The following is a 24,490-nucleotide window of genomic DNA, read 5'->3' as shown; positions in this document are numbered from 1 at the left end:
GGATGATCCGGCCGCCATGACCCGCCGCCCCGTCCTCGCTGCGCTGATGCTGCTGTCTCTCCTGTGGGCCGGGACGGCGGCTGCGCGCACGGTGTACCGCTGCGTGCAGGGCAACACCGTCAGCCTGGCCACCGCGCCGGAACCCGGTTCGCGCTGCACCGCGCGCGATATCGACGACAACGCCATCCAGACCCCGAACCTGTGGGGCAACATGGGGGTGTTCAGCGGCGTGCTGTACGAACGTGAGCAGGACGGCCGGCTGGTCTATTCCACCCGCAATCTGCCGGGCTCGCGGGTGTTCCTGAAATTCACCGTGGCCACGCCGCCGGGCGAGCCTGCGCATGAGGGCCTGGGCCGGGTCGGCAAGCCGCAGCTGGCACCGCACGCGCGGCAGTTCAGGGCGGCAGCGAAGGCAACCGGTGTTGATGATGCCTGGCTGCGTGCCATCGCCCACGCCGAAAGCAACTTCGACGCGCTGGCGGTGTCCAGCAAGGGCGCCCAGGGCGTGATGCAGCTGATGCCCGAGACCGCACTGGAGTACGGGGTGAGCGACCCGTTCTCGCCACAGCAGTCAATCGACGGTGGCGCGCGCTACATGCGCGCGCTGCTGCGCCGCTACAACGGCGACCGCACGCTTGCCGCGGCCGCGTACAACGCCGGCATCGGCGCGGTGACCCGCTACAAGGGCGTACCGCCCTACGCGGAAACGCTGGCCTACGTGGACAAGGTGATGGCGTTGTACACGCGCTATCGCGAGGCGATGGGCATCCGCATCGAGGTGCCGGCAAAGTAGCCACTCGTCGGACGGTGATTGTGGGCGCCCCTCGGCCGCGGCAGGATGGCGCTGCACGGGTGGGCGGGGGAGCGCCGGCCCGGGCGTCGAGGGACGATCCGGCCTGCAGCATCGAATCCACAGGGGGATGTGCATGAAGCCTATCAGGAGCGTGGTCGCGGCATTGTTGTTCGCGATCGCATGCAATGGCTGTGCCAGCAAGAACGTGCTATATCGCGATGCCGAACGACGACAGGACGCAACCGCGCTGTTCCTGGACCGTGAGGGAAGTCTCTACCCTGCAGCCAGCGTGGCGGTGCCGGTGCAGCAGATGCTGGAAGGGGCACGCCCGTCGTCGGCGGAGTTCGCGACGCTCCGGCATCTCTACCAGCAGTCGGCGGTGCCAGGTGCTGCCTCGGCAGAGGCGTGGCGCAGCCTGCTTGCCGATACCGGGGTGACGCCCGACGCCGCCTTCACCGACACCTGGCAGCAGATCCAGCAGGTGCTGCGTGCGCGCGCCTCGCAGCAGCTGGATCGTGCGGCGGAGGACGGCCGTGTGGTGGTGCTGCTGGTGCACGGCTACAACAACGACTACCGCGAGGCGGCCGCCTGGTACGAACGAGTGGAGCGTGATTTCCGAGAGCGCGGGGCGGCCAGCGGGCAGACGTTGTCATTCGTGCGCGTGTACTGGGATGGCATGCATGGCAACGCGTTCCTGATCTGGGGCGCCGCCCAGCTCAACGGGCCCTACGTGGGACTGGAGCTGCGCAGGGTGCTGGCGGGTGTGGACAACACGGACATGCCGTTGCGGGTGTTCACCCACAGCTCGGGTGCGTACGTGATGAACAACGCATTGGGCAACGGCTCTTCGCCGCTGCGCGGCATGCAGGACGCCTACTACCGTCGCGCTGCCGGTCTGGATGGCTATGGATTCCCGCCGCTGCGCAACCTGCGCATGGCGATGCTGGTGCCGGCGCAGCCGCCGACGGCGATGGCCAACTACCATCATCCGCGCCTGGAGCAGACCTTCGGCACGATCCCCGACCGGTTGATCCTGGGCCTGAGCCGGCACGATTTCGCCACCGGCAAGGGCCGCCGGCTGGGGTCGTGCAGGATGGCGGGCAACACCTGCATGGCCACCCACATCCGCTATTCCTGCGCAGCGGTACGGCGCGACCTGCGCAGCAGCGAATCGCACGGGCGAAAGCAGGTGTGGGCCGTCGCGTTTCCGCAGCCCGCGCTGAAATCGCATCCACATCCGGTAGCGTCCTACATGCAGGATGGCGACTGGAAGCTGTTCGCCGACGCGCTGCTGCTCGACACCGCGCTGGAGCCGGCCAACCAGGCTGCGCTGTGCGAGCGGAGGGTAGGGCCGCTGAAGCACAGCGATGCCTGGCCTGACGAAATCAAAGTGCGCGCTGCAACAGCACCCGAGCGTGCGGCTGAGGCCGATGCGGGTTGGCATTGGTGGCGCTACTGGCTAAGTTCGTCGCTCCCCGTTGAATGATGGAACACGATGGCGCGGCGATACTGGATGGCGGCGGTTGCGGTGGCAACCGCCGGTGCATTGGCAGCGACCTTCTGGCTGCCGGACGAACCCCACCCCGACACACCTGCGGGACCAGCGCCGACGCCGCTGGCATGGACCGCGCAGATCGAACTGCTGGCCGGTGATGGCCATCCGGGCGATCGGGATGGGGCCTCCGCGCAGGCGCGCTTCGCCGATCCCTACGCGCTGCTGCGGCTGGCCGATGGCAGCGTCTACTTCACCGATGGCGGCGACAACAACCGTATCCGCCGCCGCCTGCCCGATGGCCGCGTCGAGACCGTGGCCGGGCAGGGCGAAGGTCGCGTCGATGGCCCGGCACTGCAGGCACGCTTCCACACGCCGTCCGGCATCGCCGCCGATGCACAGGGCAATCTGTACGTGGCCGACACCGGCAACCATGCGATCCGCCGCATTGGCGTCGATGGCCAGGTGACCACGGTGGCCGGCGGCGAGCAGGGATACGCCGACGGTCCCGGCGCGCAGGCACGTTTCGATGCACCGATGGGTATTGCGGTGGATGCGCAGGGGCAGATCTACGTGGCCGATACCTGGAACGACCGGATCCGGGTGATCGGCACCGACGGCAGTGTGCGCACCCTCGCCGGGGGCGATCGGCCCGGTTTCATCGACGCGGCAGGAGGCGAGGCGCGGTTCGATACACCGGTGGCGCTGGCCTTCGACGCGCACGGGGCCCTGCTGGTGGCGGATCTGTTCAACAACGCGGTGCGTCGTGTCGGTGCCGATGGCACGGTCAGCACGTGGGTCGGCAGTGGCGGGGTCATCAACGGGCCGCTGTCGCTGGCCGCGACCCATGATGGCGTGCTGTACGTGGGCGACCTTGAGGGACGCGTGGTGCAGGTCACCGCACAGGGCCACCAGATCGCACTGGTGGGCAATGACCGGCTGCCGCGGCTGGCGCGCCCCAGCGGCCTGGCGCTGGATGCGGATGGCAGCCTGCTGGTGGCCGACGCGGCCGGATACCGGCTGCATCGGCTGCGGCCGCTGCCGGTGGGCGAGCTTCCGGCCCCTGCGCTGGTTGGACCCGCCGCTGATGCAGCGCTGCCGGACACGGCCGGGCGCTGGCCGCTGGCACCGCAGGAGGGCTGGCACGAAGTGGTCGGCACGCTGGGTGAGGTGCGGGGCAATTTCAGGGGTGAGAGCCGGCACCATCTGCACGGCGGCTTCGATGTGCGCGGTGATGTCGGCCAGACCGTGCTGGCCATTGCCGAGGGCAAGATCAGCAGCCCGGTGGCCAGCTGGAGCCTGGGCGGGCAGGGCGAAGGGCTGGCGGTGGACCGGCTGAAGTACATCCACATGCGGGTGGGCCGCACGCCGCGCGGGGAACCGTTCGACACGCGCTGGCAGGCGCTGTATGACGATCAGGGCGCGCTGGAACGCATCCGCGTGCGCCGGGGCACGCGCATCCATGTGGGCGATCGCCTGGGCAGCATCAACAGCCAGGCGCACGTGCATCTGGCGGTGGGCACCAGCGGCTTTGAAACCAACGCGGTCGCGCTGGGGTTCCGCAACTTCGCCGATCACTTCGCGCCGCGCATCACCGATGTGGCGCTGCTGGACGCCAACGACCAACCGATGACGGCGGGGAGCGACGGCAGCGTGATGGTCGCGCGGCAGGGACGGGGCGTGCAGATCGTGGTCGAGGCCTGGGACCAGGTCGACAACAACCTGGCCCGGCGCAGGCTGGGCGCGTACCAGGTGGGCTACCAGATCCTGGATGCGGCCGGTCGGCCGCTGCAGGGCTACGAGCAGCCGCGCTGGAACATCGTGTTCAACCGCATGCCGCCGCAGAATGCCGCCGTAAAGGTTGCCTACGCACCGGACAGCGGCATCACGGTGCACGGCAGCGCCGTCACCCGTTTCCGCTACCTGGTCACCAACACCGTGCGCGATGGCCTGATGGAGACCGGTCGCTGGCAGCCGGCAGCCCTGCCGCCGGGGGACTACATCGTGCGCGCCAGCGTGCGCGACTACAGCGGCAACGAGGGCATCGGCAAGCGCGAGGTCAGAGTACGGCTGCTGCCATAGCGGGCGGGGCGCCGCAGCGCTCGCGCTCGGCGTCCATGTCCTCCAGCGGGCGCACTTCGATGCTGCCGAAGCGTGCCCACGGGAACTCGCGCGCGATGCGCATCGCCTCGTCACGGTCGCGCGCGACAATGAGATTGAAGCCGGCCAGCAGCTCGCGGGTTTCGGCGAACGGGCCATCCAGCACCCGGCTGTGGCCATCGCGGACGCGCAGGGTCTGCGCGGTATCCACCGGCTGAAGTTTCTGCGCCAGCAGCAGCGTGCCTTCGGCCTGCAGCCTGTCGGCGTGGGCCAGGCAGTCGCGCATCAAGGTGTTGAACGCCTCGGTCGGCAGGGCCTGCAGCAAGGCAGGTTCGATGTAGATCAGAAGCAGGTACTGCTGCATGGCGCGATCCTAGCGGGGCGGGGCGGACCTGCATGATCGCGCAGGTTTGCGCCGGGGCATGTTGCAGCGCGGGAGACCGGTGCCCGATGCCCCCCCAAAAAAAAACTTTCAGAATTTGTCGATTCCCCGTCCCCTCGTTCGTTGTAACAGTGAAGGGCGCGCACCTGCGCCCCACGGGAGACCCACATGAAAGTCATGGTGATCGTCAAAGCCAACGCCGATTCCGAAGCCGGACGCCTGCCCAGCGAGCAGGAGCTGACGGCCATGGGCGCCTACAACGAACAGCTGGTTGCCGCCGGCATCATGCTGGCCGGTGAAGGCCTGCATGCCACCGCGCGTGGCCGCCGCATTCACTTCGGCGGCGCTGGACCGCAGGTCGAGAGCGGCCCGTTCGCGCCCGTCGCCGACCAGATCGCAGGCTTCTGGCTGTGGAATGTCCGCTCGCTCGACGAGGCTGTGGAATGGGCCAGCCGCGCCCCCTTTGGCAGTGGTGGCACGCTCGAGGTGCGCCCGCTGATCTCCGCCGAAGACTTCGGCGAAGCCTTCACCCCCGAATTACAGCAGCAGGAACAGCGTCTGCGCGAGCAGCTCGAAGGCTGAGCCCCGCCGCGCCGCGAACACTCGACATCTTCAACCGAACGGAGCACCCCGATGAAACTGATTCCCTTCCTTGGCTTCAGCGGCCAGGCCCACGAGGCGATGGCCTTCTACGCCAAGGCCCTGGGTGGCCAGGTCACCTCGGAAATGAAGTACCGCGACATGCCCCCCTCCGACGGCTCGCCGGGGTGCAACGAGATGCCGGCCGACACCCTTGACCACGTGGCCCACAGCCAGCTGGAAATCGGCAGTGCCATCCTGATGGCCGCCGACGGCCCCGGTGCCGGCGAAGGCGGCTCGACCACCATCAATGTCGATGTCGACAGCATCGAGGAGGCCGAGCGCGTGTTCGCCGCGCTGGCCGATGGGGGCCAGGTGCAGATGCCGATCGCCGAGACGTTCTGGGCGCACCGCTGGGGCATGTTGACCGATCGCTACGGCAAGCCGTGGATGGTCAACTGCATGAAGCAGCCCTGATCGCCCGCCTTCTTTCCATTTCCCAGGGAACCTGAGCAATGAGCACACCGCAACCGCAGATGATCTTCGTCAACCTGCCCGTGCAGGATCTGGACAAGTCCAAGGCCTTTTTCGCCGCACTGGGCTACCACTTCAACCCGGCGTTCACCGATGAGAACGCGGCCTGCATGGTGGTCAGCGACAGCATCTTCGTGATGCTGCTGGTCAAGCCGTTCTTCCAGCAGTTCACCACCAAGGCGATCGCCGACGCGCAGGCGCAGACCGAGGTGATCACCTGCCTGTCCGCCGACAGCCGCAACGCAGTGGACGTGATGGTGGACAAGGCACTTGCCGCCGGTGCCACTGAACCGCAGCCGGCGCGCGACTATGGTTTCATGTACCAGCGTGGCTTCCAGGACCTGGACGGACATCTCTGGGAAATCGCCCACATGGACGGTGAGCCGGGCTGAGCGGCCACGCCCGACGACAGGAGAACGCTCATGGCTTACGTCGATGCCTATGTGCTGCCGTGCCCCGAGGACAAGGTCGCGGCCTACCGCCGCCTTGCCCGCAAGGCCGGTGCGGTGTGGAAGGATCACGGTGCGCTTCAGTACATGGAATGCGTGGCCGACGACGTGGAACCCGGCACGTCGACCTCGTTCCCGCGTGCGGTGAAGGCCAAGCCGGGCGAGACCGTGATCGTGGCCTTCGTGGTGTTCCGGTCGCGTGCGGCACGTGACCGCATCAACGCGAAGGTGATGGCCGATCCGCGCCTGGCCGGCATCGGCCCGAAGGACATGCCGTTCGATACCCGGCGGATGTTCTGGGGCGGTTTCAGGCCCATCGTCGAAGCGTGACTGCCGGTGCTTGTGCGGCGGGAACGTGCATGCTGTGATCGGCGCATGCACGAGCCCGCCCTGACCCAGCGCCTGGAGACTCTCTGGCGGATGGAATCGCCAGTGTTGATCGCGCGCCTGGCGCGGCTGCTCGGCGGTGATGTCGGCCGTGCCGAGGAACTGGCCCAGGACACCTGGCTGGCCGCGCTGGAGCGTTGGCCGGAGCAGGGCATCCCGGACAATCCTGGAGCCTGGCTGATGACCACCGCGCGCAACCGGGCCATCGATGTGTTGCGCCAGCACCAGCGGGCGGCGCAGCAGCATGCGCAGTGGGGCGAGGCGCTGCATCCGGCCGCGCTGCCGGCACCCGACGACAGCACCGCGCTGGAAGACGATCTTGGCGACGATCTGCTGCGCTTGATGTTCGTGGCGTGCCATCCGGTACTGCCTGCCGACGCCCGCGTGGCGCTGACCCTGCGCCTGCTCGGCGGGCTGACCACGAGCGAGATCGCGCGCGCGTTCCTGCAGCCGGAACCGACCATCGCCCAGCGCGTGGTGCGCGCCAAGCGCACGCTCGCGCAGAAGCAGGTGCCCTATGAAGTGCCGCGTGCCGAAGCGTTGCCCGCGCGCCTGGCGTCCGTGCTGGAAGCGATCTACCTGGTGTTCAACGAAGGCTACGCCGCCAGTGCCGGCGATGACTGGATGCGGCCAGCGCTGTGCGAGGAGGCGCTTCGCCTGGCGCGCATTCTCGCCCATCGCATGCCGGCCGCCGCCGTGCTGGGACTGCTGGCACTGATGGAACTGCAGGCCTCGCGCGCCGCGGCGCGGGTGGATGCGCAGGGCCGGCCGGTGCTGCTGGACCAGCAGAACCGCGCACGCTGGGACTGGCTGCAGATCGAACGCGGGCGGCAGGCGCTGGCGCGCGCGCTGTCGGCCGGCGGTAGCGACGATCCCTACGTGCTGCAGGCCTGCATTGCCGAGTGCCACGCAACGGCGCGCCAGGCCGACCAGACCGATTGGGCACGCATCGCCGGGCTGTATTCGCGGCTGCTGCAGATCCAGCCTTCGCCTGTGGTGGCGTTGAACCGGGTGGTGGCCATCCTGCGCAGCGAGGGCGCGTTCGCTGCCTGGGCGCATCTGCAGCCGCTGCTCTCCGATGACCGTCTGCGTGACTACGCACCGTTGCAGGTCGTCCGTGGTGAAGTGCTGCAGCACCTGGGTCGGGTCGAAGACGCCCGGCAGGCGTTCCAGGCCGCTGCCGCGCTCACCGACAACGTGCGCGAACGCGATCACCTGCTGGCGCGGGCCCATCCGACAGTGCCAAAAGCGCCTTAAATCCCTCGGGCCCCTTTTGTACACTCGGCTGGGATTTCCCTGCTGGAGAGAGCAATGAAACGAGTAGCACTGGGCGTGCTGGCCCTGTCGGTGTCGGGCGCGCTGATGGCGGCCACGCCAAAATTCGATGGCGCGCGGATTTCCGCCGACGTGAAGGAACTGGCCTCGGACGCGTATGAGGGCCGTTCGCCGGCCACTGCGGGCGAAGCGAAGACCATCGCCTACCTGAGCAAGCAGTTTGCCGACGCCGGCCTGCAGCCGGGTGGCGACCTGAAGGATGGCAAGCGCCTGTGGACCCAGGCCGTGCCGCTGCGCAAGGGCGACATCGTGGGGACGCCGCAGCTGGCCCTGCATCAGGGCGACAGGACCATCGCGCTGGAGCAGGGCAAGCAGATCGCCGTGCGCGCGGCGATGAACGGCGCCAGCACGGTGGACATCAGCAAGGCGCCGCTGGTCTTCCTCGGCTACGGCGTGAAGGCACCGGAGCGCAACTGGGACGACTTCAAGGGCGTGGACCTGAAGGGCAAGATCGCGGTCGTGCTGATCAACGACCCGGACTTCGAGACCGGCAAGGGCGACTTCGACGGCAAGGGCATGACCTGGTACGGCCGCTGGCCCTACAAGTACGAGGAAGGCGCACGCCAGGGCGCGCTGGGCGTGCTGATCGTGCATGAGACCGCACCGGCCTCGTACGGCTGGGCCACGGTCGCCGGCTCCAACACCAACACCATGTTCGATGTGGTGCGCGACAACCCGGCCGACAGTCACCCTCTGCTGGAAGGCTGGATCCAGCGCGACCTGGCCGTGGACCTGTTCCGCGCGGCCGGCCAGGATTTCGAGGCACTGAAGAAGAAGGCGCAGCAGCGCGACTTCACGCCGGTCACGCTGACCGGCGCCAGCCTGGACGCGAAGTATGCGGTGAAGACCGAGGTGATCACCTCGCACAACGTGGCGGCGCGGCTGGAAGGCAGCAGCCACCCGGACGAGACCGTGATCTACAGCGCCCACTGGGACCACATCGGCGTGGGCGAGCCCGATGCCCGCGGCGACCGCATCTTCAACGGTGCGCTGGACAATGCCAGTGGCACCGCTTCGCTGCTCGAACTGGCCCGTGGCTTCGCCAAGGGCAAGCAGCCGCAGCGCTCGCTGCTGTTCCTGGCGGTCACCGCCGAAGAAAAGGGCCTGCTGGGTTCGGAGTACTACGCGACCCACCCGTTGTATCCGCTGGAGAAGACCGTGGCGGTGATCAACATGGATGGCATGGCGCCGTTCGGCCCCTCGCGCGACTTCGGCATCTACGGTGCCGCGCGCTTCGAGCTGCTGGACCAGCTGAAAGAGGTGGCCAAGGGCTGGGACATCCGCTATACGCCCGATCCGAAGCCGGAAGCGGGCCTGTTCTTCCGCTCTGACCATTTCCCGTTCGCCAAGCGCGGCGTGCCGGCGCTGTCCTGGTCGGCCGGACAGGACTGGGTGGACGGGGGCGTGGCTGCTGGCAGGAAGGCGTCGGAGGACTACACCGCCAAGCGCTACCACCAGCAGGGCGACGAGTGGCAGCCGGACTGGGTGTTCGCCGGCGCCGCCCGCGACCTGGAGGTGCTGTACACCCTGGGCAACCAGCTGGCGAACTCGCGCAGCTGGCCGAACTGGAGCAAGGACGAGTCGTTCCGCGCCGTGCGTGACGAAAGCGCGGGGCAGCGGAAGTAAGGGAAGGCGGGGCGCTGCCCCGCCCCCCCGGTAGCGCCGGGCCAGGCCCGGCGTTTCCGGGAGGGGTTCCATCGCGGCTTTCCCGCACTTCGTCGCAGGCCGCTTGTCTGCCCGGCATGCCGCCCTATGCTCGGCTTACCCCTTTCACCAAGGCGCCGCCGTGTTCGCCAGCCTCACTCTCATTTTCCGTCATCTGTTGGCCTGGGCCGCGGCGCTGGTCGTGGCCGGCATGGTCTGGAGCGGCATCTTCAGCGGCATGAACGATGGCCCGGGCTGGATCTTCGGCCTGCTGGCGATGTTCCTGATGATTACCGCGCTGGGCAGTGCGATCAGCCATGTGCGCCGGGTCTGGCTCGTGGCCGGGCGCCTGGACGCGAGCACGCTGTCCGGGCGCCAGCGTCGGCAGGTGGAACTGCCGATGGATGCCGGCCAGGCCTTTGCCGTGGTCGAGGCGGCCGTGGCCGAGCTGCCCCGGGTAGAGGACGTGGAAAGCGCGGCCGGCAGCCTGCAGGTGCGCGCCTACGTGCGCCGCGTCGACCCCTGGAACGGCCGCCAGCCCTCGCGCTGGAACCTGCCCGCGCGGCTGGCGATCAAGCGCAACGGCGTGCTGGCCACGGTCACGCCCGGGCAGGGCACCAGTACCGTCACCCTGCTGTTCGAGCCCGATGCGGGCTGGTGGGCCGATCTGCTGGCGCTGGACGAAGGCAGCAACTACGAGAATGCCGAAGCGGTCACCCGTGCGATCAGCCGTCGGGTGGCCGACCAGCGCCGCACCGAGCAGGCCGCCGCGGAGCAGACCCAGGTGGAAAAGGAGCTGTCGGTGGCGCGCCTGAACCTGCTGCACGCGCAGGTCGAGCCGCACTTCCTGTACAACACGCTGGCCAATGCCCAAGTGCTGACCCGCACCGATCCGGCGCGGGCCGAGCAGATGCTGGGACACCTGATCCAGTACCTGCGCAGTTCGTTGCCGCAGGTGGACGAATCGATGTCGACCCTCGGCGTGGAGCTGGAGCGTACCCGCGCGTATCTGGAGATCCTGCGGATCCGCATGGGCGCAAGGCTCGCGGTGGAGGTGCAGGTGCCGCCGGAACTGCATGCGGTGAAGCTGCCGGCGATGGCGCTGCAGACGCTGGTCGAGAACGCGATCAAGCACGGCCTGGAGCCCAAGCCCGGAGGTGGAACGATCTGGATCCTGGCGCGCGGTTTCGACGACCACGTGACGGTGACCGTGGCCGATGATGGGCTCGGCTTCAGCCAAGGCACCACCAGTGGCACCGGCATCGGCCTGAAGAACCTGCGCGAGCGGCTGCGCCTGACCTGCGGCGAGCAGTCCGGCGTAGCGATCGTCGCCAATTTCCCCAGCGGCGTTGCTGCGACCATGACATTGCCGCCATCCAGCAAGGAGCGCAGCCATGCCGCTTGAAGCCCTGATTGCCGAGGACGAGGAACTGCTGCGGCAGTCGCTGGTGGATCAGCTGCGCCGGCTGTGGCCGGAGCTGAAGCTGGTGGCCGAGTGCGAAGACGGCGCCAGTGCACTGGAGCAGCTGGCCGAGAAGCAGCCGGACATCGCTTTCCTCGACATCCGCATGCCGGGCATCACCGGCATCGAGGTCGCGCGTGCACTGTCCGAGCTCAGCCCGCGCACGCAGGTGGTGTTCGTCACCGCCTACGACCAGTACGCCATCGATGCCTTCGAACAGGGTGCGATGGACTACCTGCTCAAGCCGGTCAGCGATGAGCGCCTGCTGGCCACGCGCGAGCGCATCCTGGCGCGGTTGCCCTCCACGCGCCACGATGATGCGGTGCTGGAACGCCTGCTGCAGCGTCTGGGACCGGGACAGAACGGTGACCGCCCGCCGCTGGCGTGGATCACCGCCAGCAATGGCCGCGAGACCCAGCTGATCATGCTGGAGGACGTGGTCTACTTCCGCGCGGACAACAAGTACACCACCGTGATCACCGCCGCCGGCGAGAGCCTGCTGCGCACCCCGCTGCGCGAACTGCTGGAAGTGCTCGATCCGCAGCACTTCCGCCAGATCCACCGCTCGACCATCGTCAACATGAAATCGGTCGCCGCGGTCAGCCGCGACGATACCGGGCGCGGTGTTGCTGCGCCTGCGCCAGCGGCCGGAAACGCTGGTGGTCAGCCAGCCCTTCATGAGCCTGTTCCGCGGCATGTAGCCGCGACGTTGCATCCTTGCCCCGAGGAATGACCATGCCCCGTCTGCTGCTTGTGTGTGCTGTGCTGCTGGCACTGGCCGGCTGCGAAAAATCCAGTAATTCCTCGATTACCCGCGCGCGCGCCAACGGCGTGGACACGCTGTACAGCAAGGGCACCGTGGTCGATGGTCAGGCGCGGTTCCAATGCATCGCCAGCAGCAGTGGCAGGTGCCACTATCTCGTGCTGGATCCGGCCTGCAGCACCGAGGCCACCTGCGCCACGCCGCCCCTGCGGCGTTTTTCGGTGGCCGTAGGCCAAACCGAAACCATGCGAGGCCTGCCCGAGGGCTTCCAGCAATGCGTCAGCCAGGACCCGATAGAACAATGCCACCGTGAGTGATCACGGTGGCATTGTGGACCCCCCCGTTTTCCGCAAGGGTCAGTAGGCAGGCTGCAGCGTCAGTTCGTGATGGTGTTCGGTTTCGCCTACATGGTTCAGCCGCCCGACCAGTTCGGAGTGCTGCTTCATCCGTCCGATCTCGGTCATGATGCGGATGTCCTCATGGCGCAGCTCGCGCCTGGCGGTGACCGCCTGCTTGTAGTCCAGCACTTCCGGGTAGTGCTCGGCCAGGTCCAGCGCCTCGGCCACATGCTCGACGCTGTCGGCCTTGGAACTGATGCGGGCCCGGCTGTTGAAGGCTTTCATCCAGCGCTCGAAGCCGGCCTGCTGGTCGAACATGTTGGCCATGAACCAGATCACGAACAGGATCGAGACCCATGAGCCGAACACGATCACCACGCGGGTGAAGGTGATATGGAAGTCGTCACGCCACAGGTAGTTGGCGATCAGGCCCAGAATCACCAGCGACGCCGCCTGCCAGCCGATGATGGAGGCGATCAGCCACTGGCACTTGGCCTGGGCCAGCACCGCCACTTCATCGCGGATCTGCTGCTCGCTGAGATTGCGCCAGTGCGCGACCTGTTTGTCGAACGGGCTGCTGTAGAGCTCGTTGTCGCGAAGCAGAATTCCCAAACCCTTGAACAAAGCAATCATGGCTGGCTCCTTGTGGAACGTGCGTCGATCAGCGTTGGACGGTGTGGCGGGTTCAGTTCTAGCACTTCCAGCGAGCGGTGCAATGGGCGGAACGCCAAGCGGCGTAAGGGTCTTGTCCGGCCGGGTGAAGTTTTGTGCGATGCAGCACAGTGCCCGCACCCTGCGACAGGATGTCGCAGGGTGAAACGTGCTGCGGGCGCACATGAAACCGGGGATGAGCAGGGATCCCGGCAATCGGCCTCGTCTTCGGCCTGAATCGGCACCGACCGCGCAGCCTGCCAGGCCCGGTGCGGATGAAAACGGGCGCCTCGCGGCGCCCGTTTCCCTCATCTCACCAGACTTTGACCCGCTTGTCGGGGGCCAGGTACAGCTTCTGGCCCTCCTTCACCTCGAACGCCGGGTACCAGGCGTCGATGTTGCGCACGGTGAGCGCGCGGAACTGGCCCGGCGCGTGCACGTCGGTCAGCAGCGAATTGCGCAGCGCCTGCTCGCGGCTCTTGCTGCGCCATGCCTGGGCGAAGCCGAGGAAGAAGCGCTGGTCCGGGGTGAAGCCTTCCAGGGTCTGGCCCGGCTTGCCCTGCAGCGACAGCTGGTAGGCGTCGTACGCCGTTCCCAGACCGGCGACGTCGGCGATGTTCTCGCCCAGCGTCAGCTTGCCGTTGACGTGCACGCCGGGGAACGGCTCGTAACTGCTGAACTGGGCCGCGAGCGCGTCGCCGGCGGCGTTGAACTGCTTCAGGTCCTCGGCGGTCCACCAGTTGTGCAGCTTGCCGGTCTCGTCGAACAGCGCGCCGGCATTGTCGAACCCGTGGCTGATCTCATGGCCGATCACCGCACCGATCGCACCGTAGTTCACCGCATCATCGGCGGCCCCATCGAAGAACGGCGGCTGCAGGATCGCGGCCGGGAACACCAGGCGGTTCTCCAGCGGCACGTTCATCGCGTTGATGGTCTGCGGCAGCATCGCCCACTCACCGTGGTCGACCGGCTTGCCCAGCTTGGCGATGTTGCGCTGGTACTCGAACAGTTCGGCGCGCTGTGCATTGCCCAGCGGATCGTCGCGGCGGATTTCCAGACCGCTGTAATCGCGCCATTTTTCCGGATACCCCATGCCCACGGTCAGGCCGGCCACCTTTGCCTTGGCGCTGGCCTTGGTCTGCGGCGACATCCATGACAGCGCGTCGATGCGCCTGGCGAACGCGGCGATGATGTTCTTCGCCATTTCGTCCGCGCGCTCCTTGGTCCTGGCGTCGAAGTGCTTCTCGACATAGCGCTTGCCGATGGCCTCACCGACGGCGTGGTTGGCATCATCCACCGCGCGCTTCCAGCGATCGCTCTGCTGCGGCGTGCCGCTCAGCGCGGTGCCGTGGAAGGCGAAGCGGGCATCAGCGAACTTCTTCGGCAGGTACGCCGCGGCGCGATCCAGCGCATGGAAGGCCAGGTAATCCTTCCAGACCTCCAGCGGCTCGGTGGCCACCAGCCTGGACAGGCCGGCCACCGCCCTGGGCTGCCAGACGATGAAGTCCTGCTGCTTGCCCAGTGCAGCGGCATCGAGGAAGGCGGTCCAGTCCATGCCCGGGGCCTTGGCGTTGAAGTCAGCCTGGGTCCAGGGGTTGGCACCCTTGGTCACGTCGTTGGTTTCTTCCTGGGTGGCGTGCGCCTGCGCGATCTTCGTTTCCAGCGCAACGATGCGCTGCGCCTTGCCGGCCGGGTCGGCGCTGCCGGCCAGCTGCAGGAGCTGCGCGATATAGGCCTGGTACTGCTTGCGCAGTTCGGCCATGCGGCCGTCGCCCAGATAGAAGTCGCGGTCGGGCATGCCAAGTCCGCCCTGCACCAGATATGGCGCGGTGCGGTCCGGCTGCAGCAGATCGACCGAGACCCACAGGCCGAACAGGCGGTCGGTGTAGAAGTTGGTGGCATTGAGCAGGTCGACATCGGCGCGCATGTCGCCGCCCAGCGCGCGGGCCAGGCCGGCCTTGTCAGTGATCGCATCGATCGCCTTCAGCTGCGGCTGCACCGGTGCGATACCGCGCTGCTCGATGCCGGCCTCGTCCATGAACGCGGCGTAGTAGTCGCCGATCAGCTTGTCCTCGCCGCTGGCCTGGGCATTGCCGGCAGCGCCTTCGAGGATGGCGCGGGTGTCGGCCTGGGTCTTCTCCGCGATGACGTTGAAGCTGCCGAAGCGCGAGCGGTCGGCGGGGATCTGGGTGTTCTTCACCCAGGTGCCATTGGCGAAGCCGAAGAAATCGTCGCCGGCGGCGATGCTGCGATCCATGCCGCTGGCATCGAAGCCGAAGCTGCCCAGCATCGGCTTGGCGGCTGCGGGGGCGGATGCGGCCGGCGCGGCGGTACTGGCCGCCGGATCGGCGGCGCGGTCGCAGGCGGCCAGGGACAGGCTGGCAGCAATGGCCAGTGCCAGGGTGGGACGGCGCAGCTTGGACATGGACTTCTCTTGCGGCGGGAAAACGCCAAGTCTAATCCGCTCCGATGCGATGGGTCGCACCGTTGTGGCGCAAGGCTGTGCACGATCTGGCTGAACGCGGTGCGGCGATCTTCACGCCGTCACCGCCGTGGTGCATGCTGCATGCCGGACCCCTGCGCGGACGCAGGGCGGTGATCCGGCGTGGCGGGCCCGGCGGTCAAGAATGGCAGTCGCCGGCCGCTGAGGTCGGGGATGTGGAGGAATCGTTCGCGCATGAAGCCAGCCGACTGGACAGGGAACACCCACCGATGCCCGCGCTGAAACGCGCGTTGGCCCGGCCACTGCGCGCCATCACCTGGGGCGGGGTGGTGCTGGGCGTGCTGCTGGTGGCCGGTCTGGCGATGATGCTGGTCAATGACCATCATCGGCGGTTGGAAGCGGCGCAGCGGCAAAGCCGGGCACTGGCGGTCGGCAGCGAGCGCCTGCTGGCATTGCAGCTGCGCAATCTGGAGCGGGCGATGGGCGGCATTTCCGCCGACGCCGCCGAGCTGTTCCGGAGCGTGCCGGCACAGGCACCGCGGCTGCTCGATGCGGCCGTGGCCGGCGTGCTGCAACGGCACGCCGAGCTGCACAGCATCGTGGTGCTCGACAGCTACGGACGTGCGCTGACCGCGGGCCAGGGCGACCTGCAGCTGCCCCTGTGGACCGATCCGCAACGGCGCGGCCCTGGCAGTGCGCTGTACATCGGGCCGCCGCAGCGGGGCAGCGATGATGGCTGGGTGGTGCCGCTGGCGCTGCCGCTGGACGACGACCGCTGGCTGCTGGCGCGCCTGCGCTGCGGCGAACTGCAGCGCATCATCGGCGGGCTGGACGTGGGCCCGAACGGCCTGGTGTCGATCAGTGATGCCGAAGGCTACATGTTGGCGCGCGTGCCCGATCCGCATGGCACGGTCGGACACCGCTACGCGCTGCCCGGGCGCGATCTGCTCGGCAGGCAGGCGGTGATCGAACTGGGGAACATGCCCGGCGTGGTCGACGGCGTGCCGCGCATCACCACCATCAGTACGCTGGAACGCAACCCGCTGGCGGTACAGGTGGGCCTGGCCGAAAAGGACGTGCTGGCGCCGTGGTGGCCCTACCTGCAGGCATCGGTGGCCATCGTGCTGGTCTATGTGGCCGTGCTGCTGGTGCTGTTGTTCGCCGTCCGGCGAACGATCCGCCGGCAGCAATCGATGGCCGAGGAACTGCAGGCCGGCAATGCGGAACTGCGGCTGGCCCACCAGGTCGGGCGGGTCTGCACCTGGTATGTCGATGAGGACGCTGCACTGCTGCGCTGGTCACCGCTGGCACGCGAGATCTTCGGCGTACAGACCGACGCGCTGCCGGTGGCCGATTTCTTTGCCCGGGTGCACCGCGATGATGCCGCACGGCTGCAGAAGGCGTTTGACCAGGCATTTGCCGGCAACGCGGTGATGGATGAGGTATTCCGCCTGGTGCTGCCGGGGGGTGCGGTGCGCTGGGTCGGCGCGCGGGGCCAGCGCGTGCCGGTGGCCGATCGCCAGCGGCGCATGATCGGCGCGCTCACCGATCTCAGCGAGCGGTATCAGGCCCGTGAACAGATGAACCAGGTCGAACGGCGCTTCCGCCTGCTGTTCGACCGCAATCCTGCGCCGTTCTGGGTGTTCGATCCGGACACGCTGCGCTTCATCGAGGTCAACGATGCGGCCGTGCGGCAGTACGGCTACAGCCGTGAGGAATTCCTCACCATGAGCATCCTCGACATCCGGCCGCGGGAAGGGTGGGACGAGGTCAAGGGAGCCATCGCGCGGGCGCGCGTGGGCGACCTTCCCGATGCTGCCGTGCGCCTGCACCGGCGCAAGGATGGCAGTGTGTTCGAAGTGCGCGCGCATTTGTCCCGGCTGGATTTCGATGGCCAGCCGGCCTGCCTGGTACTGGCCGAGGATGTCAGCGAGCGGATGGCCTATGAGCGCGACCTGGCTTACCAGGCGCGGCACAACCCGGCGACCGGGCTGCTCAACGTGCGCGCGCTGACCGAGCAGCTGGATGCCCAGGCGGAGGGCTATACCATCGCCTTCGTGCAGCTGCGTGGCCTGCAGCTGGTGGCCGACACGCTGGGCCGGGAGATCGGCGATGCGGTGCTGCAGTCGATGGCCTCGCGCCTGGCTGTGCTGGCGGCACGTTACGGCGCGCTGGCCTTCCAGCCGGCGGAAGATTTCGTGTTCGCCATCGGCGCCGCGCATGACACCCGGCGCGTACTCGACGATCTGCTGCAGATCGTGTCGGCACCGATGCGTGGCAAGGATTCGCTGCACCAGTTCGAGCCGCGCATCGGCGTGGCGGTGCACACGGCAGATGATGGCCACAGCGCCGAGCAGGTGATCGGCATGGCGGCACAGGCGGCGCACGCCGCGCGCGCCGAAGGGGATGTGGTGGCCTGGTTCGACGCTGCGGTGACCACGCGCCTGGCTGATCGCCTGCGCCTGGCCGGGCGCATCCATGCGGCGATCGACAGCGAATTCCAGCTGTACTTCCAGCCGATCCGGCACGCCAGCGATGGCAGTCCGGCGGCACTGGAGGCATTGCTGCGCTGGCCGCAGGCCGATGGCAGCTTCATTCCTCCCAACGAGTTCATCCAGCTGTGCGAGGACACCGGCCTGATCCTGGCCCTGGGGCGCTGGGTGATCCGTGCGGCGGCCCAGGCGCAGCGGCGCCTGGTGGAGGCGGGTTGGGGCGATCTGCCGATCGCGGTGAACGTGTCGGCCGTGCAGTTCTTCAACAGCGACCTGGTGGCCGAGTTCACCCGTGCCCAGCAGGACTTCGGCCTGGCCCGCGGCGCGCTGCATGTGGAGCTGACCGAGAGCAGCCTGATGCGCAAGCCGGCGCAGGCGATGCAGACCATGCAGCGCCTGCACGAGCAGGGCATCTGCGTGTCGCTGGATGATTTCGGTACCGGCTACTCCAGCATGTCCTACCTGCAGCACCTGCCGCTGGACATCCTCAAGATCGACCGCAGCTTCGTCGCCGACGTGGAGACCAATCCGCGCAACGCATCGATCTGCAGGGCGCTGCTGTCGCTGGGCCACAGCATGGGCCTGACCATCATTGCCGAAGGCGTGGAAACGCCGGGGCAGCTCGACTGGCTGGCCGCGCACGGTTGCGACCAGGTGCAGGGCTACCTGCTGGGACGTCCGGCCCCTCTGGAGCGGATCATCGGCATGCTGGACGAGGTCGCTGTCTAGCCCATGTTGCGGCTCGCCGGGCACGGCCTTGCGCCCGCGTGTCACGGGTGTTGTCCGGTGGCGCGGTCAGATCCCGGCCTCCACCAGGTAATCGATGAAGCTGCGCACCTTCGGCGCCAGGTGGCTGCGACTGGTGTAGACGGCGAAGATGCCGATCGGCGCCGCTTCCCAGTCCGGCAGGATGCGCACCAGGCGGCCGTCGGCCAGCGCCTCCTGGAGCAGGAAATCCGGTTGCAGGATCACGCCCATGCCAGCAATGGCCGCCTCGCGCAGCACGTCGCCGTTGTTGGCGCGCAGCACGCTGTTCACCGTGACCTGGACGTCGCCTCCGGGGCCGTGCAGTGGCCACTGGTCGCCGCCGGCCCAGTAGCTGTAGCCCAGGCATGCGTGATCCTGCAGTGCCTGCGGCGTGGCCGGCGTGCCGTGCGCAGCCAGGTAGGAGGGCGCCGCGCACAGACTGATCCGCGATTCGCCCAGGCGACGCGCGATCAACGTGGGCCCGGGCTCGCGGGTGATGCGGATGGCCACGTCGTAGCCTTCTTCGACCATGTCCACCAGGCGGTCGGACAGGGCCAGGTCCAGTTCCACCTGCGGGAACCGCTCGCGGAAGCCGGCCAGCAGCGGGCCGAGACGGGCGATGCCCCAGCTGACCGGCGCATTGATGCGCAGCAGGCCGGACGGTTCCAGTGCCTGTGCGCCGATGCTGGCCTCCAGTGCGTCGAACTCCGCCAGCAGGCGCACGCACTGCGCGTAGTAGGCGGCGCCGGCACTGGTCGGGCTGACCCGGCGGGTGGTGCGGTGGAGCAGCCGCGTCGACAGGCGCTTCTCAAGCGCCGCAACCTGCCGGGTGACGCCGGCGGTGGACATATCCAGTGCCTGGGCGGCCGCACTGAAGCCATTGCGCTCGACCACGGCCACGAACACACGCATGGCGTCCAAAGTGTCCATTGTTGCGCCTTATGAAATAAATACGGTCGAATCATCGTATTTATCGGCATGGGTCGGCGCAATAAGCTGTGCTTCTTCCCTTTCGAGGCCCCGCCATGACGACCTCTGCTGCTTCCGCTCCCCCGCTGGCGCCCTATGGGGCGACCCTGCTACGCCTGGCCCTCGGCGTCCTGTTCCTGATCCATGGGCTGACCAAGCTGCTGGTGTTCACCCCGGCCGGCACCGCGGCGTTCTTCGAGTCGCTCGGTCTGCCGGGTGTGCTGGGTTACCTCACCCTCGCGGCAGAACTGGTGATTTCCGCAGCCCTGCTGCTCGGAATCTACGCGCGCTGGGTCGGGCTGGCCGGTGTGCCCCTGTTGCTGGGCACCATCGTCACCGTGCACGGCGCGAACGGCTTCGGCTTTGCCAATGCCGGCGGTGGCTGGGAGTACCCGGCCTTCTGGGCGCTGGCGCTGGTGGTGCTGTTCCTGGTCGGTGACGGCCGCTGGACCCTGCGTTCGCGTTGAGCGCTGGCTGATACTGCAAACGGAGAATTCCATGTCCCGCCTGCCTTCGCTGTACATCTCGCACGGTTCCCCGATGACTGCGCTGCAGCCGGGCGAGGTGGGCGTGCGCCTGGCCGAACTGGCCCGCGACCTGCCCACGCCGCGCGCCATCGTCATCGCCTCGGCCCACTGGCTGGGGCGGCAGCCGTTGGTCGGCGCCCACCCACAACCGCCGACCGTCCATGACTTCGGCGGCTTCCCGCGCGCGCTGTTTGAACTGCAGTACCCGGCACCGGGCGATCCTGCGCTGGCCGAAGACGTAGCCGGGCGCATCGCCGCGGCGGGCCTGCCGGTGGCCATCGATACCCAGCGTGGTCTCGACCACGGCGCCTGGGTGCCGCTGCGCCTGCTGCGTCCGCAGGCCGACATTCCCGTGGTGCCGGTATCGATCCAGCCGTTGCTGGGGCCTGCGCACCAGTTTGCGCTGGGCCGCGCGCTGGCACCTCTGCGCGAACAGGGTGTGCTGCTGGTCGGCTCGGGCAGCATCACCCACAACCTGCACGACTGGGGCGACTACCAGGACGGCAAGGAAGCGCCCTATGTGCGGCCGTTCATCGAGTGGGTAGAGCAGCGGCTGGCGGCCGATGATCGCCCGGCGCTGTTGGACTACCGCCGGCAGGCACCGTTCGCCGAACGCGCCCATCCCACCGATGAACACCTGTTGCCGCTGTTCTTCGCGATGGGTGCGGCCGGTGACGACCGCTTCGGCGCACGTCGCATCGATGCCGGCGTCGATGGCGGCTTCCTGGCGATGGACATCTACCGCTTCGACGGGGCATGAGCCTGTGCTGACGCAGCGTCGCCGCGGTTGTCGCAGCCGTGGTCGCCTGTGGTAGTTTTTTCCGGGTTTCCGGCGCTGGCTTCATGCCCCCCGCGCGCCGCTTCCTGGAAGAAGCATGCATACCATTGAAGTCGTGCTGGCGATGCTGGTGGCGGTCGTCGCCAGCGGATACCTCGTCCGCGTCCTGCCGTTCTCACTGCCGCTGCCACTGGTGCAGATCGGTCTGGGCGCGGTCATTGCGGGCGTGTTCAACCGCGGCCATGCGCTGGAGCCGGAAGTGTTCTTCCTGCTGTTCCTGCCGCCCCTGCTGTTCCTTGACGGCTGGCGCATCCCCAAGCAGGGCCTGTTCCGCGACAAGGGCGCGATTCTCGAGCTGGCGTTCGGCCTGGTGGTGTTCACCGTCATCGGCGCCGGCCTGCTGATCCACTGGATGATCCCGGTGATGCCGCTGGCGGTGTGCTTCGCGCTGGCGGCGATTGTTTCGCCGACCGATCCGGTGGCCGTTGGAGCGATCGCCTCCAAGGCCCCCATTCCCAAGCGGCTGATGCACATCCTCGAGGGCGAATCACTGCTCAACGACGCCTCCGGTCTGGTCTGCTTCCGCTTCGCGGTGGCGGCGGTGATGACCGGTACCTTCTCGCTGGCCACCGCTTCGCTGACCTTCCTGTGGGTGGCGGTGGCGGGCCTGGCGGTGGGCGTGGCGGTGACGCTGGGCGTGTCGACCTTCCAGCGTTGGTTGTGGCGCCGTTTCGGTGAAGAGCCGGGTGCGGCAATGCTGGTCAACCTGCTGATCCCGTTCGCGGCCTACCTGCTGGCCGAAGAGATCAATGCCTCGGGCATCCTCGCGGCGGTCGCGGCCGGCATCTCGATGAGCTACGTGGAAATGACCGGCCGTGTTTCCGGCAGCATGCGCGTGCAGCGCGCGGGCGTGTGGAACATGCTGCAGTTCAGCTTCAACGGCATCATGTTCGTGCTGCTGGGCGAGCAGTTGCCGGGCATCGTCGAGCGTGCAACCACCACGATGAACGAGACCGGTCACCAGAGCGCGTGGTGGCTGCTGGTGTACGTGCTGGTGATCAATGCCAGCCTGATCGCCCTGCGCCTGCTGTGGGTGTGGCTGTCACTGCGCTGGAACCTGCTGCGTGCGCGTCGGCGTGGCCTGGAGCGGGGCGAGGCGCCGAACTGGCGCATCGTGGTGGCCACCTCGGTGGCGGGCGTGCGCGGTGCGATCACCCTGGCCGGCGTGCTGACGCTGCCACTGTTCCTGCCCGATGGCAGCCCGTTCCCCGCACGCGACCTGGTGATCTTCCTGGCTGCAGCGGTGATCCTGTTCTCGCTGGTCGGCGCCAGCGTGGCGCTGCCGCAGCTGCTGAAGGGCCTGCAGTTGCCGGCCGACTCCGGTGAGCGCAAGGAAGAGGATCTGGCCCGCCGGTTGTCCTCGAAGGCGGCGCTGGCCGGGGTGGAGCGCAAGCGGCAGCAGCTGGTGCTGAACCAGAACACCGAGAACGTGCAGTTGTACAACGACGCGGCCTCGCGGGTCAGCCTGCTGTATCAGCGGCACCTGGATCGCGAGAACCCTGACGTGGATCCGGAGAAGGTGAAGCGGATGGAGGAGGGCTATCGCCAGTTGCGCAGCGCCGGCCTCACTGCCGAGCGCGAGGAACTGTTCCGCCTCACCCGGCGCGGAGTGATCTCCGACGAGATCTCGAGGCGCCTGATCCGCAACCTGGATCTGCTGGAGTCGCGCAAGCGCGAGTGACCGGCCCTGTGCATCGGGGTCGGATCCCTTTCCCGCGGAAAGGGATCTGACCCCGGGCTCCGTCAGGCCGGCTTCTGGTCGAGGAAGTAGGCCTCGACCTTGCCTTTGACCTTGATCGTCATCGGGTTGCCGCGACGGTCACGGGCCTTGCCGGCCTGCACGCGGATCCAGCCTTCGCTGACCGAGTATTCCTCGACGTTGTCGCGCTCGACGTCGTTGAAGCGCACGCCGACGCCGCGCTCCAGCGCCTGCGCATCATGGAAGGGGCTGGCCGGATTGATCGCCAGGTGGTCGGGAGGGGTATCGCTCATCGCATCATTCACAGTGACGGCCACCAAGGCCGGCTTCAGCGATACAGGATAAACCGTAGAATGCCGGCCTGCCCCGAGGAGTTCCCGCCATGCCCGACAACAGCGACTACTTCGACTTCGAGGAGGACGTCCATGATTTCGACGAGGATGGCTTCGAAGCGCGGGTCTGGAACCTGCTGGTACTGATCAACCCGGGCGACGAGGAACTGGCGCTGCAGCAGTTCAACCGCTGGCGCGAGCTGCTGGCCGAAGCCGGCGAACCGCTGGAAGCAGACGCCGATTGGCTGCCGCCACTGCTGTCCGCGATCGGTTGGCAATCCGGCTTCGAGGTGGAGCGGGATGACCTGGAAACGCTGATATCGGCGGTGAACGAGCTGTCCGCGCGCTTCAACCTGCAGCTTGACTGGGGCGGCGACCTGGACGATGAGGATTTCACCGAAGACCTGGATGGCGTGCAGCTGATGTCCACCGCCTTCGACCGCCTGCGCGAGCACAACTACACGCTGTGGAGCGTGGATGCCGGCAGCGCGGGTTTCACCGGCTGGATGGCACTGACCCGTGACGACGACGCCATGCTGGCGCTGTGCTCGCTGCTGAACGTGGAAATCCGCCTGGGCAGCGACCCGTTCTGAGCGTCATCCCGGTTCGCCGGGCCATGCCCGGCGGGGGGCACTGCGGCCTACGGCTGGTACTGTGCCCGCGCGTTGGCGATCACCGCTTTCACCTGTGCGCGGTCGGTGTGCCGTGAAATCGCCACGGCACCCAGTGCGATCGCCTGTGCGCGCAGCTCGGTGGTGACGTCGTAGTGCGCGCCGCTGGCCTTGTTCTGGAAGGCCCGGCGGGGGATGCCGAGCTGCGCCGCCATGGCGTGCAGCTCGGCCAGGGTGTCGGCCATCAGATGCGCCCAGCGCTGGTCGCGCCAGGCATGCACTGCGTCATCGACGTAGACCGTCACCGCCGCGGCCGGATCAGGCCTGCGGCTTGCCGTCGGCGTCGGCGTCGGCGGCCGGAGCAGCCTCGGCGTCAGCGGTACCTTCGGCAGCGCTGGCTTCTTCGGCCACATCGCCTTCAGCGGTCTCGCCCTCTGCTTCCACGCCTTCGAACTCGGCGACCAGCGCGTCCAGGTACTCGTCGGCGGTCTGGCCCGCTTCGGCGGCCAGGGTATCCAGCAGCTTCTGCAGCAGTTCGGAATACTCCAGGCTGACCTTGCGGCCTTCCTTCTCCTGCACGTTGGCCAGGTGCTTGAGCATGGCCAGCATCGGCACCGGGTTCTCGGCATTGCCCATGGTCTGACCGCCGATGGCCAGCAGCCACTCGCGACCCTGCAGGCCGATGGCGGCGACCACCTGGCCGTCCTCGCTGGTCAGCACGGCGTGGTTCTGCACCTGCTGCTGGGCGTTCAGACGGAGGAACGGGCGCTTGGCCTGCTGCTTCTTGCGCTGGTCGCGCTTGGCCTTGGAAGACTTGGACATCGGGGGTGTCACCTGAAAACGGAAAGACCCCCATTGTACCGGGTGCGCCGGGCCATGCCCCTGGTGGGTGCGGACCTTGGTCCGCATGCTTTCCCGGATGT

Annotated in this window: 23 protein-coding genes and 1 pseudogene; 17 read left to right on the top strand and 7 right to left on the bottom strand. The window is 67.9% G+C overall.

Features of this window, described 5'->3' with window-relative positions:
* The first annotated feature begins 16 nt into the window (after positions 1 to 16).
* From ACX9OW_RS18510 to ACX9OW_RS18500, 3 genes are all read left to right on the top strand, one after another.
* The gene (locus ACX9OW_RS18510) at positions 17 to 793 is read left to right on the top strand and encodes a lytic transglycosylase domain-containing protein (RefSeq protein WP_065182540.1); all 777 of its coding nucleotides are present in this window, start codon (positions 17 to 19) and stop codon (positions 791 to 793) included.
* Between the two features lie 133 nt (positions 794 to 926).
* Positions 927 to 2,279, top strand: coding sequence for a hypothetical protein (locus ACX9OW_RS18505; RefSeq protein ID WP_459062666.1), 1,353 nt, complete (start codon positions 927 to 929; stop codon positions 2,277 to 2,279).
* Positions 2,280 to 2,288: 9 nt separating this feature from the next.
* The gene (locus ACX9OW_RS18500; RefSeq protein WP_459062665.1) at positions 2,289 to 4,367 is read left to right on the top strand and encodes a gluconolaconase; all 2,079 of its coding nucleotides are present in this window, start codon (positions 2,289 to 2,291) and stop codon (positions 4,365 to 4,367) included.
* On the opposite strand, the gene ACX9OW_RS18495 is transcribed toward ACX9OW_RS18500, so the two are convergent.
* The gene (locus ACX9OW_RS18495; protein ID WP_065175397.1) at positions 4,345 to 4,749 is read right to left on the bottom strand and encodes a YciI family protein; all 405 of its coding nucleotides are present in this window, start codon (positions 4,747 to 4,749) and stop codon (positions 4,345 to 4,347) included. The two genes, ACX9OW_RS18500 and ACX9OW_RS18495, sit on opposite strands and share 23 nt — an antisense overlap.
* Positions 4,750 to 4,935: 186 nt before the next feature.
* Between ACX9OW_RS18495 and ACX9OW_RS18490 the strand changes: the two genes are divergently transcribed.
* From ACX9OW_RS18490 to ACX9OW_RS18450, 9 genes and pseudogenes are all read left to right on the top strand, one after another.
* The gene (locus tag ACX9OW_RS18490; RefSeq protein ID WP_053518842.1) at positions 4,936 to 5,349 is read left to right on the top strand and encodes a YciI family protein; all 414 of its coding nucleotides are present in this window, start codon (positions 4,936 to 4,938) and stop codon (positions 5,347 to 5,349) included.
* Positions 5,350 to 5,400: 51 nt separating this feature from the next.
* Complete coding sequence (locus ACX9OW_RS18485) at positions 5,401 to 5,823, top strand: VOC family protein (RefSeq protein ID WP_065182537.1); 423 nt, start codon at positions 5,401 to 5,403, stop codon at positions 5,821 to 5,823.
* Positions 5,824 to 5,861: 38 nt separating this feature from the next.
* On the top strand, positions 5,862 to 6,272 hold the full coding sequence (locus ACX9OW_RS18480) for a VOC family protein (RefSeq protein ID WP_065175394.1): 411 nt from the start codon (positions 5,862 to 5,864) through the stop codon (positions 6,270 to 6,272).
* A gap of 30 nt (positions 6,273 to 6,302) precedes the next feature.
* Positions 6,303 to 6,659 (top strand): DUF1428 domain-containing protein, encoded by a 357-nt coding sequence (locus ACX9OW_RS18475; protein WP_053518847.1) that lies wholly within the window; start codon positions 6,303 to 6,305, stop codon positions 6,657 to 6,659.
* Between the two features lie 45 nt (positions 6,660 to 6,704).
* A complete protein-coding gene (locus ACX9OW_RS18470; protein WP_459062664.1) occupies positions 6,705 to 7,973 on the top strand; it encodes an RNA polymerase sigma factor in 1,269 nt (422 codons plus the stop codon).
* A gap of 54 nt (positions 7,974 to 8,027) precedes the next feature.
* Positions 8,028 to 9,677 carry a M28 family metallopeptidase gene (locus ACX9OW_RS18465; protein ID WP_459062663.1) on the top strand — a complete coding sequence of 550 codons (1,650 nt, stop codon included), beginning with the start codon at positions 8,028 to 8,030 and terminating at the stop codon, positions 9,675 to 9,677.
* A gap of 160 nt (positions 9,678 to 9,837) precedes the next feature.
* Positions 9,838 to 11,100 carry a sensor histidine kinase gene (locus ACX9OW_RS18460; RefSeq protein ID WP_053518853.1) on the top strand — a complete coding sequence of 421 codons (1,263 nt, stop codon included), beginning with the start codon at positions 9,838 to 9,840 and terminating at the stop codon, positions 11,098 to 11,100.
* Positions 11,090 to 11,858: pseudogene (locus ACX9OW_RS18455) on the top strand (LytR/AlgR family response regulator transcription factor). Before ACX9OW_RS18460 ends, ACX9OW_RS18455 begins: the two are co-directional and overlap by 11 nt.
* A gap of 34 nt (positions 11,859 to 11,892) precedes the next feature.
* Positions 11,893 to 12,237 (top strand): hypothetical protein, encoded by a 345-nt coding sequence (locus tag ACX9OW_RS18450; RefSeq protein WP_065175392.1) that lies wholly within the window; start codon positions 11,893 to 11,895, stop codon positions 12,235 to 12,237.
* A gap of 39 nt (positions 12,238 to 12,276) precedes the next feature.
* Here ACX9OW_RS18450 and ACX9OW_RS18445 read toward each other — a convergent pair whose 3' ends face one another.
* Both ACX9OW_RS18445 and ACX9OW_RS18440 read right to left on the bottom strand, forming a co-directional pair.
* Positions 12,277 to 12,891, bottom strand: coding sequence for a hypothetical protein (locus ACX9OW_RS18445; protein ID WP_053518857.1), 615 nt, complete (start codon positions 12,889 to 12,891; stop codon positions 12,277 to 12,279).
* Positions 12,892 to 13,222: 331 nt separating this feature from the next.
* Positions 13,223 to 15,334 (bottom strand): M13 family metallopeptidase, encoded by a 2,112-nt coding sequence (locus tag ACX9OW_RS18440; protein ID WP_065175391.1) that lies wholly within the window; start codon positions 15,332 to 15,334, stop codon positions 13,223 to 13,225.
* A gap of 287 nt (positions 15,335 to 15,621) precedes the next feature.
* Here ACX9OW_RS18440 and ACX9OW_RS18435 point away from each other — a divergent pair, with 287 nt between their 5' ends.
* A complete protein-coding gene (locus tag ACX9OW_RS18435) occupies positions 15,622 to 18,573 on the top strand; it encodes a bifunctional diguanylate cyclase/phosphodiesterase (protein ID WP_253119815.1) in 2,952 nt (983 codons plus the stop codon).
* Between the two features lie 66 nt (positions 18,574 to 18,639).
* Here ACX9OW_RS18435 and ACX9OW_RS18430 read toward each other — a convergent pair whose 3' ends face one another.
* Positions 18,640 to 19,521 carry a LysR family transcriptional regulator gene (locus tag ACX9OW_RS18430; protein ID WP_053520278.1) on the bottom strand — a complete coding sequence of 294 codons (882 nt, stop codon included), beginning with the start codon at positions 19,519 to 19,521 and terminating at the stop codon, positions 18,640 to 18,642.
* A 95-nt stretch (positions 19,522 to 19,616) separates the two neighbouring features.
* Here ACX9OW_RS18430 and ACX9OW_RS18425 point away from each other — a divergent pair, with 95 nt between their 5' ends.
* The 3 genes from ACX9OW_RS18425 to ACX9OW_RS18415 all read left to right on the top strand — a co-directional run bounded on the left by ACX9OW_RS18425 (position 19,617) and on the right by ACX9OW_RS18415 (position 22,606).
* Positions 19,617 to 20,027: a DoxX family protein gene (locus tag ACX9OW_RS18425; protein WP_053520277.1), complete on the top strand. Its 411-nt coding sequence runs from the start codon at positions 19,617 to 19,619 to the stop codon at positions 20,025 to 20,027.
* Positions 20,028 to 20,058: 31 nt separating this feature from the next.
* Positions 20,059 to 20,847 carry a dioxygenase family protein gene (locus ACX9OW_RS18420; protein WP_065182531.1) on the top strand — a complete coding sequence of 263 codons (789 nt, stop codon included), beginning with the start codon at positions 20,059 to 20,061 and terminating at the stop codon, positions 20,845 to 20,847.
* 115 nt (positions 20,848 to 20,962) lie between these two features.
* On the top strand, positions 20,963 to 22,606 hold the full coding sequence (locus tag ACX9OW_RS18415; protein ID WP_053520275.1) for a Na+/H+ antiporter: 1,644 nt from the start codon (positions 20,963 to 20,965) through the stop codon (positions 22,604 to 22,606).
* A 62-nt stretch (positions 22,607 to 22,668) separates the two neighbouring features.
* Here the strand turns inward: ACX9OW_RS18415 and ACX9OW_RS18410 are convergent, their stop codons facing one another.
* A complete protein-coding gene (locus tag ACX9OW_RS18410) occupies positions 22,669 to 22,917 on the bottom strand; it encodes a DUF3297 family protein (RefSeq protein ID WP_053520274.1) in 249 nt (82 codons plus the stop codon).
* A gap of 89 nt (positions 22,918 to 23,006) precedes the next feature.
* On the opposite strand from ACX9OW_RS18410, the gene ACX9OW_RS18405 reads away from it, so the two are divergent.
* Positions 23,007 to 23,549, top strand: coding sequence for a DUF6630 family protein (locus tag ACX9OW_RS18405; protein ID WP_053520273.1), 543 nt, complete (start codon positions 23,007 to 23,009; stop codon positions 23,547 to 23,549).
* A gap of 47 nt (positions 23,550 to 23,596) precedes the next feature.
* On the opposite strand, the gene ACX9OW_RS18400 is transcribed toward ACX9OW_RS18405, so the two are convergent.
* Entirely contained in the window at positions 23,597 to 23,872 is a 276-nt protein-coding gene (locus ACX9OW_RS18400) for a DUF4031 domain-containing protein (protein ID WP_053518230.1), read from the bottom strand.
* A 13-nt stretch (positions 23,873 to 23,885) separates the two neighbouring features.
* Positions 23,886 to 24,389, bottom strand: a complete 504-nt coding sequence (locus ACX9OW_RS18395) for a hypothetical protein (protein ID WP_065175386.1) — start codon at positions 24,387 to 24,389, stop codon at positions 23,886 to 23,888.
* Between the last annotated feature and the right edge of the window lie 101 nt (positions 24,390 to 24,490).

It is taken from the genome of Stenotrophomonas genospecies 5 (genome assembly GCF_054473825.1).
The sequence above is the reverse complement of the archived record's forward strand: the minus strand, read 5'-3'. Positions and strand labels throughout refer to the sequence as shown.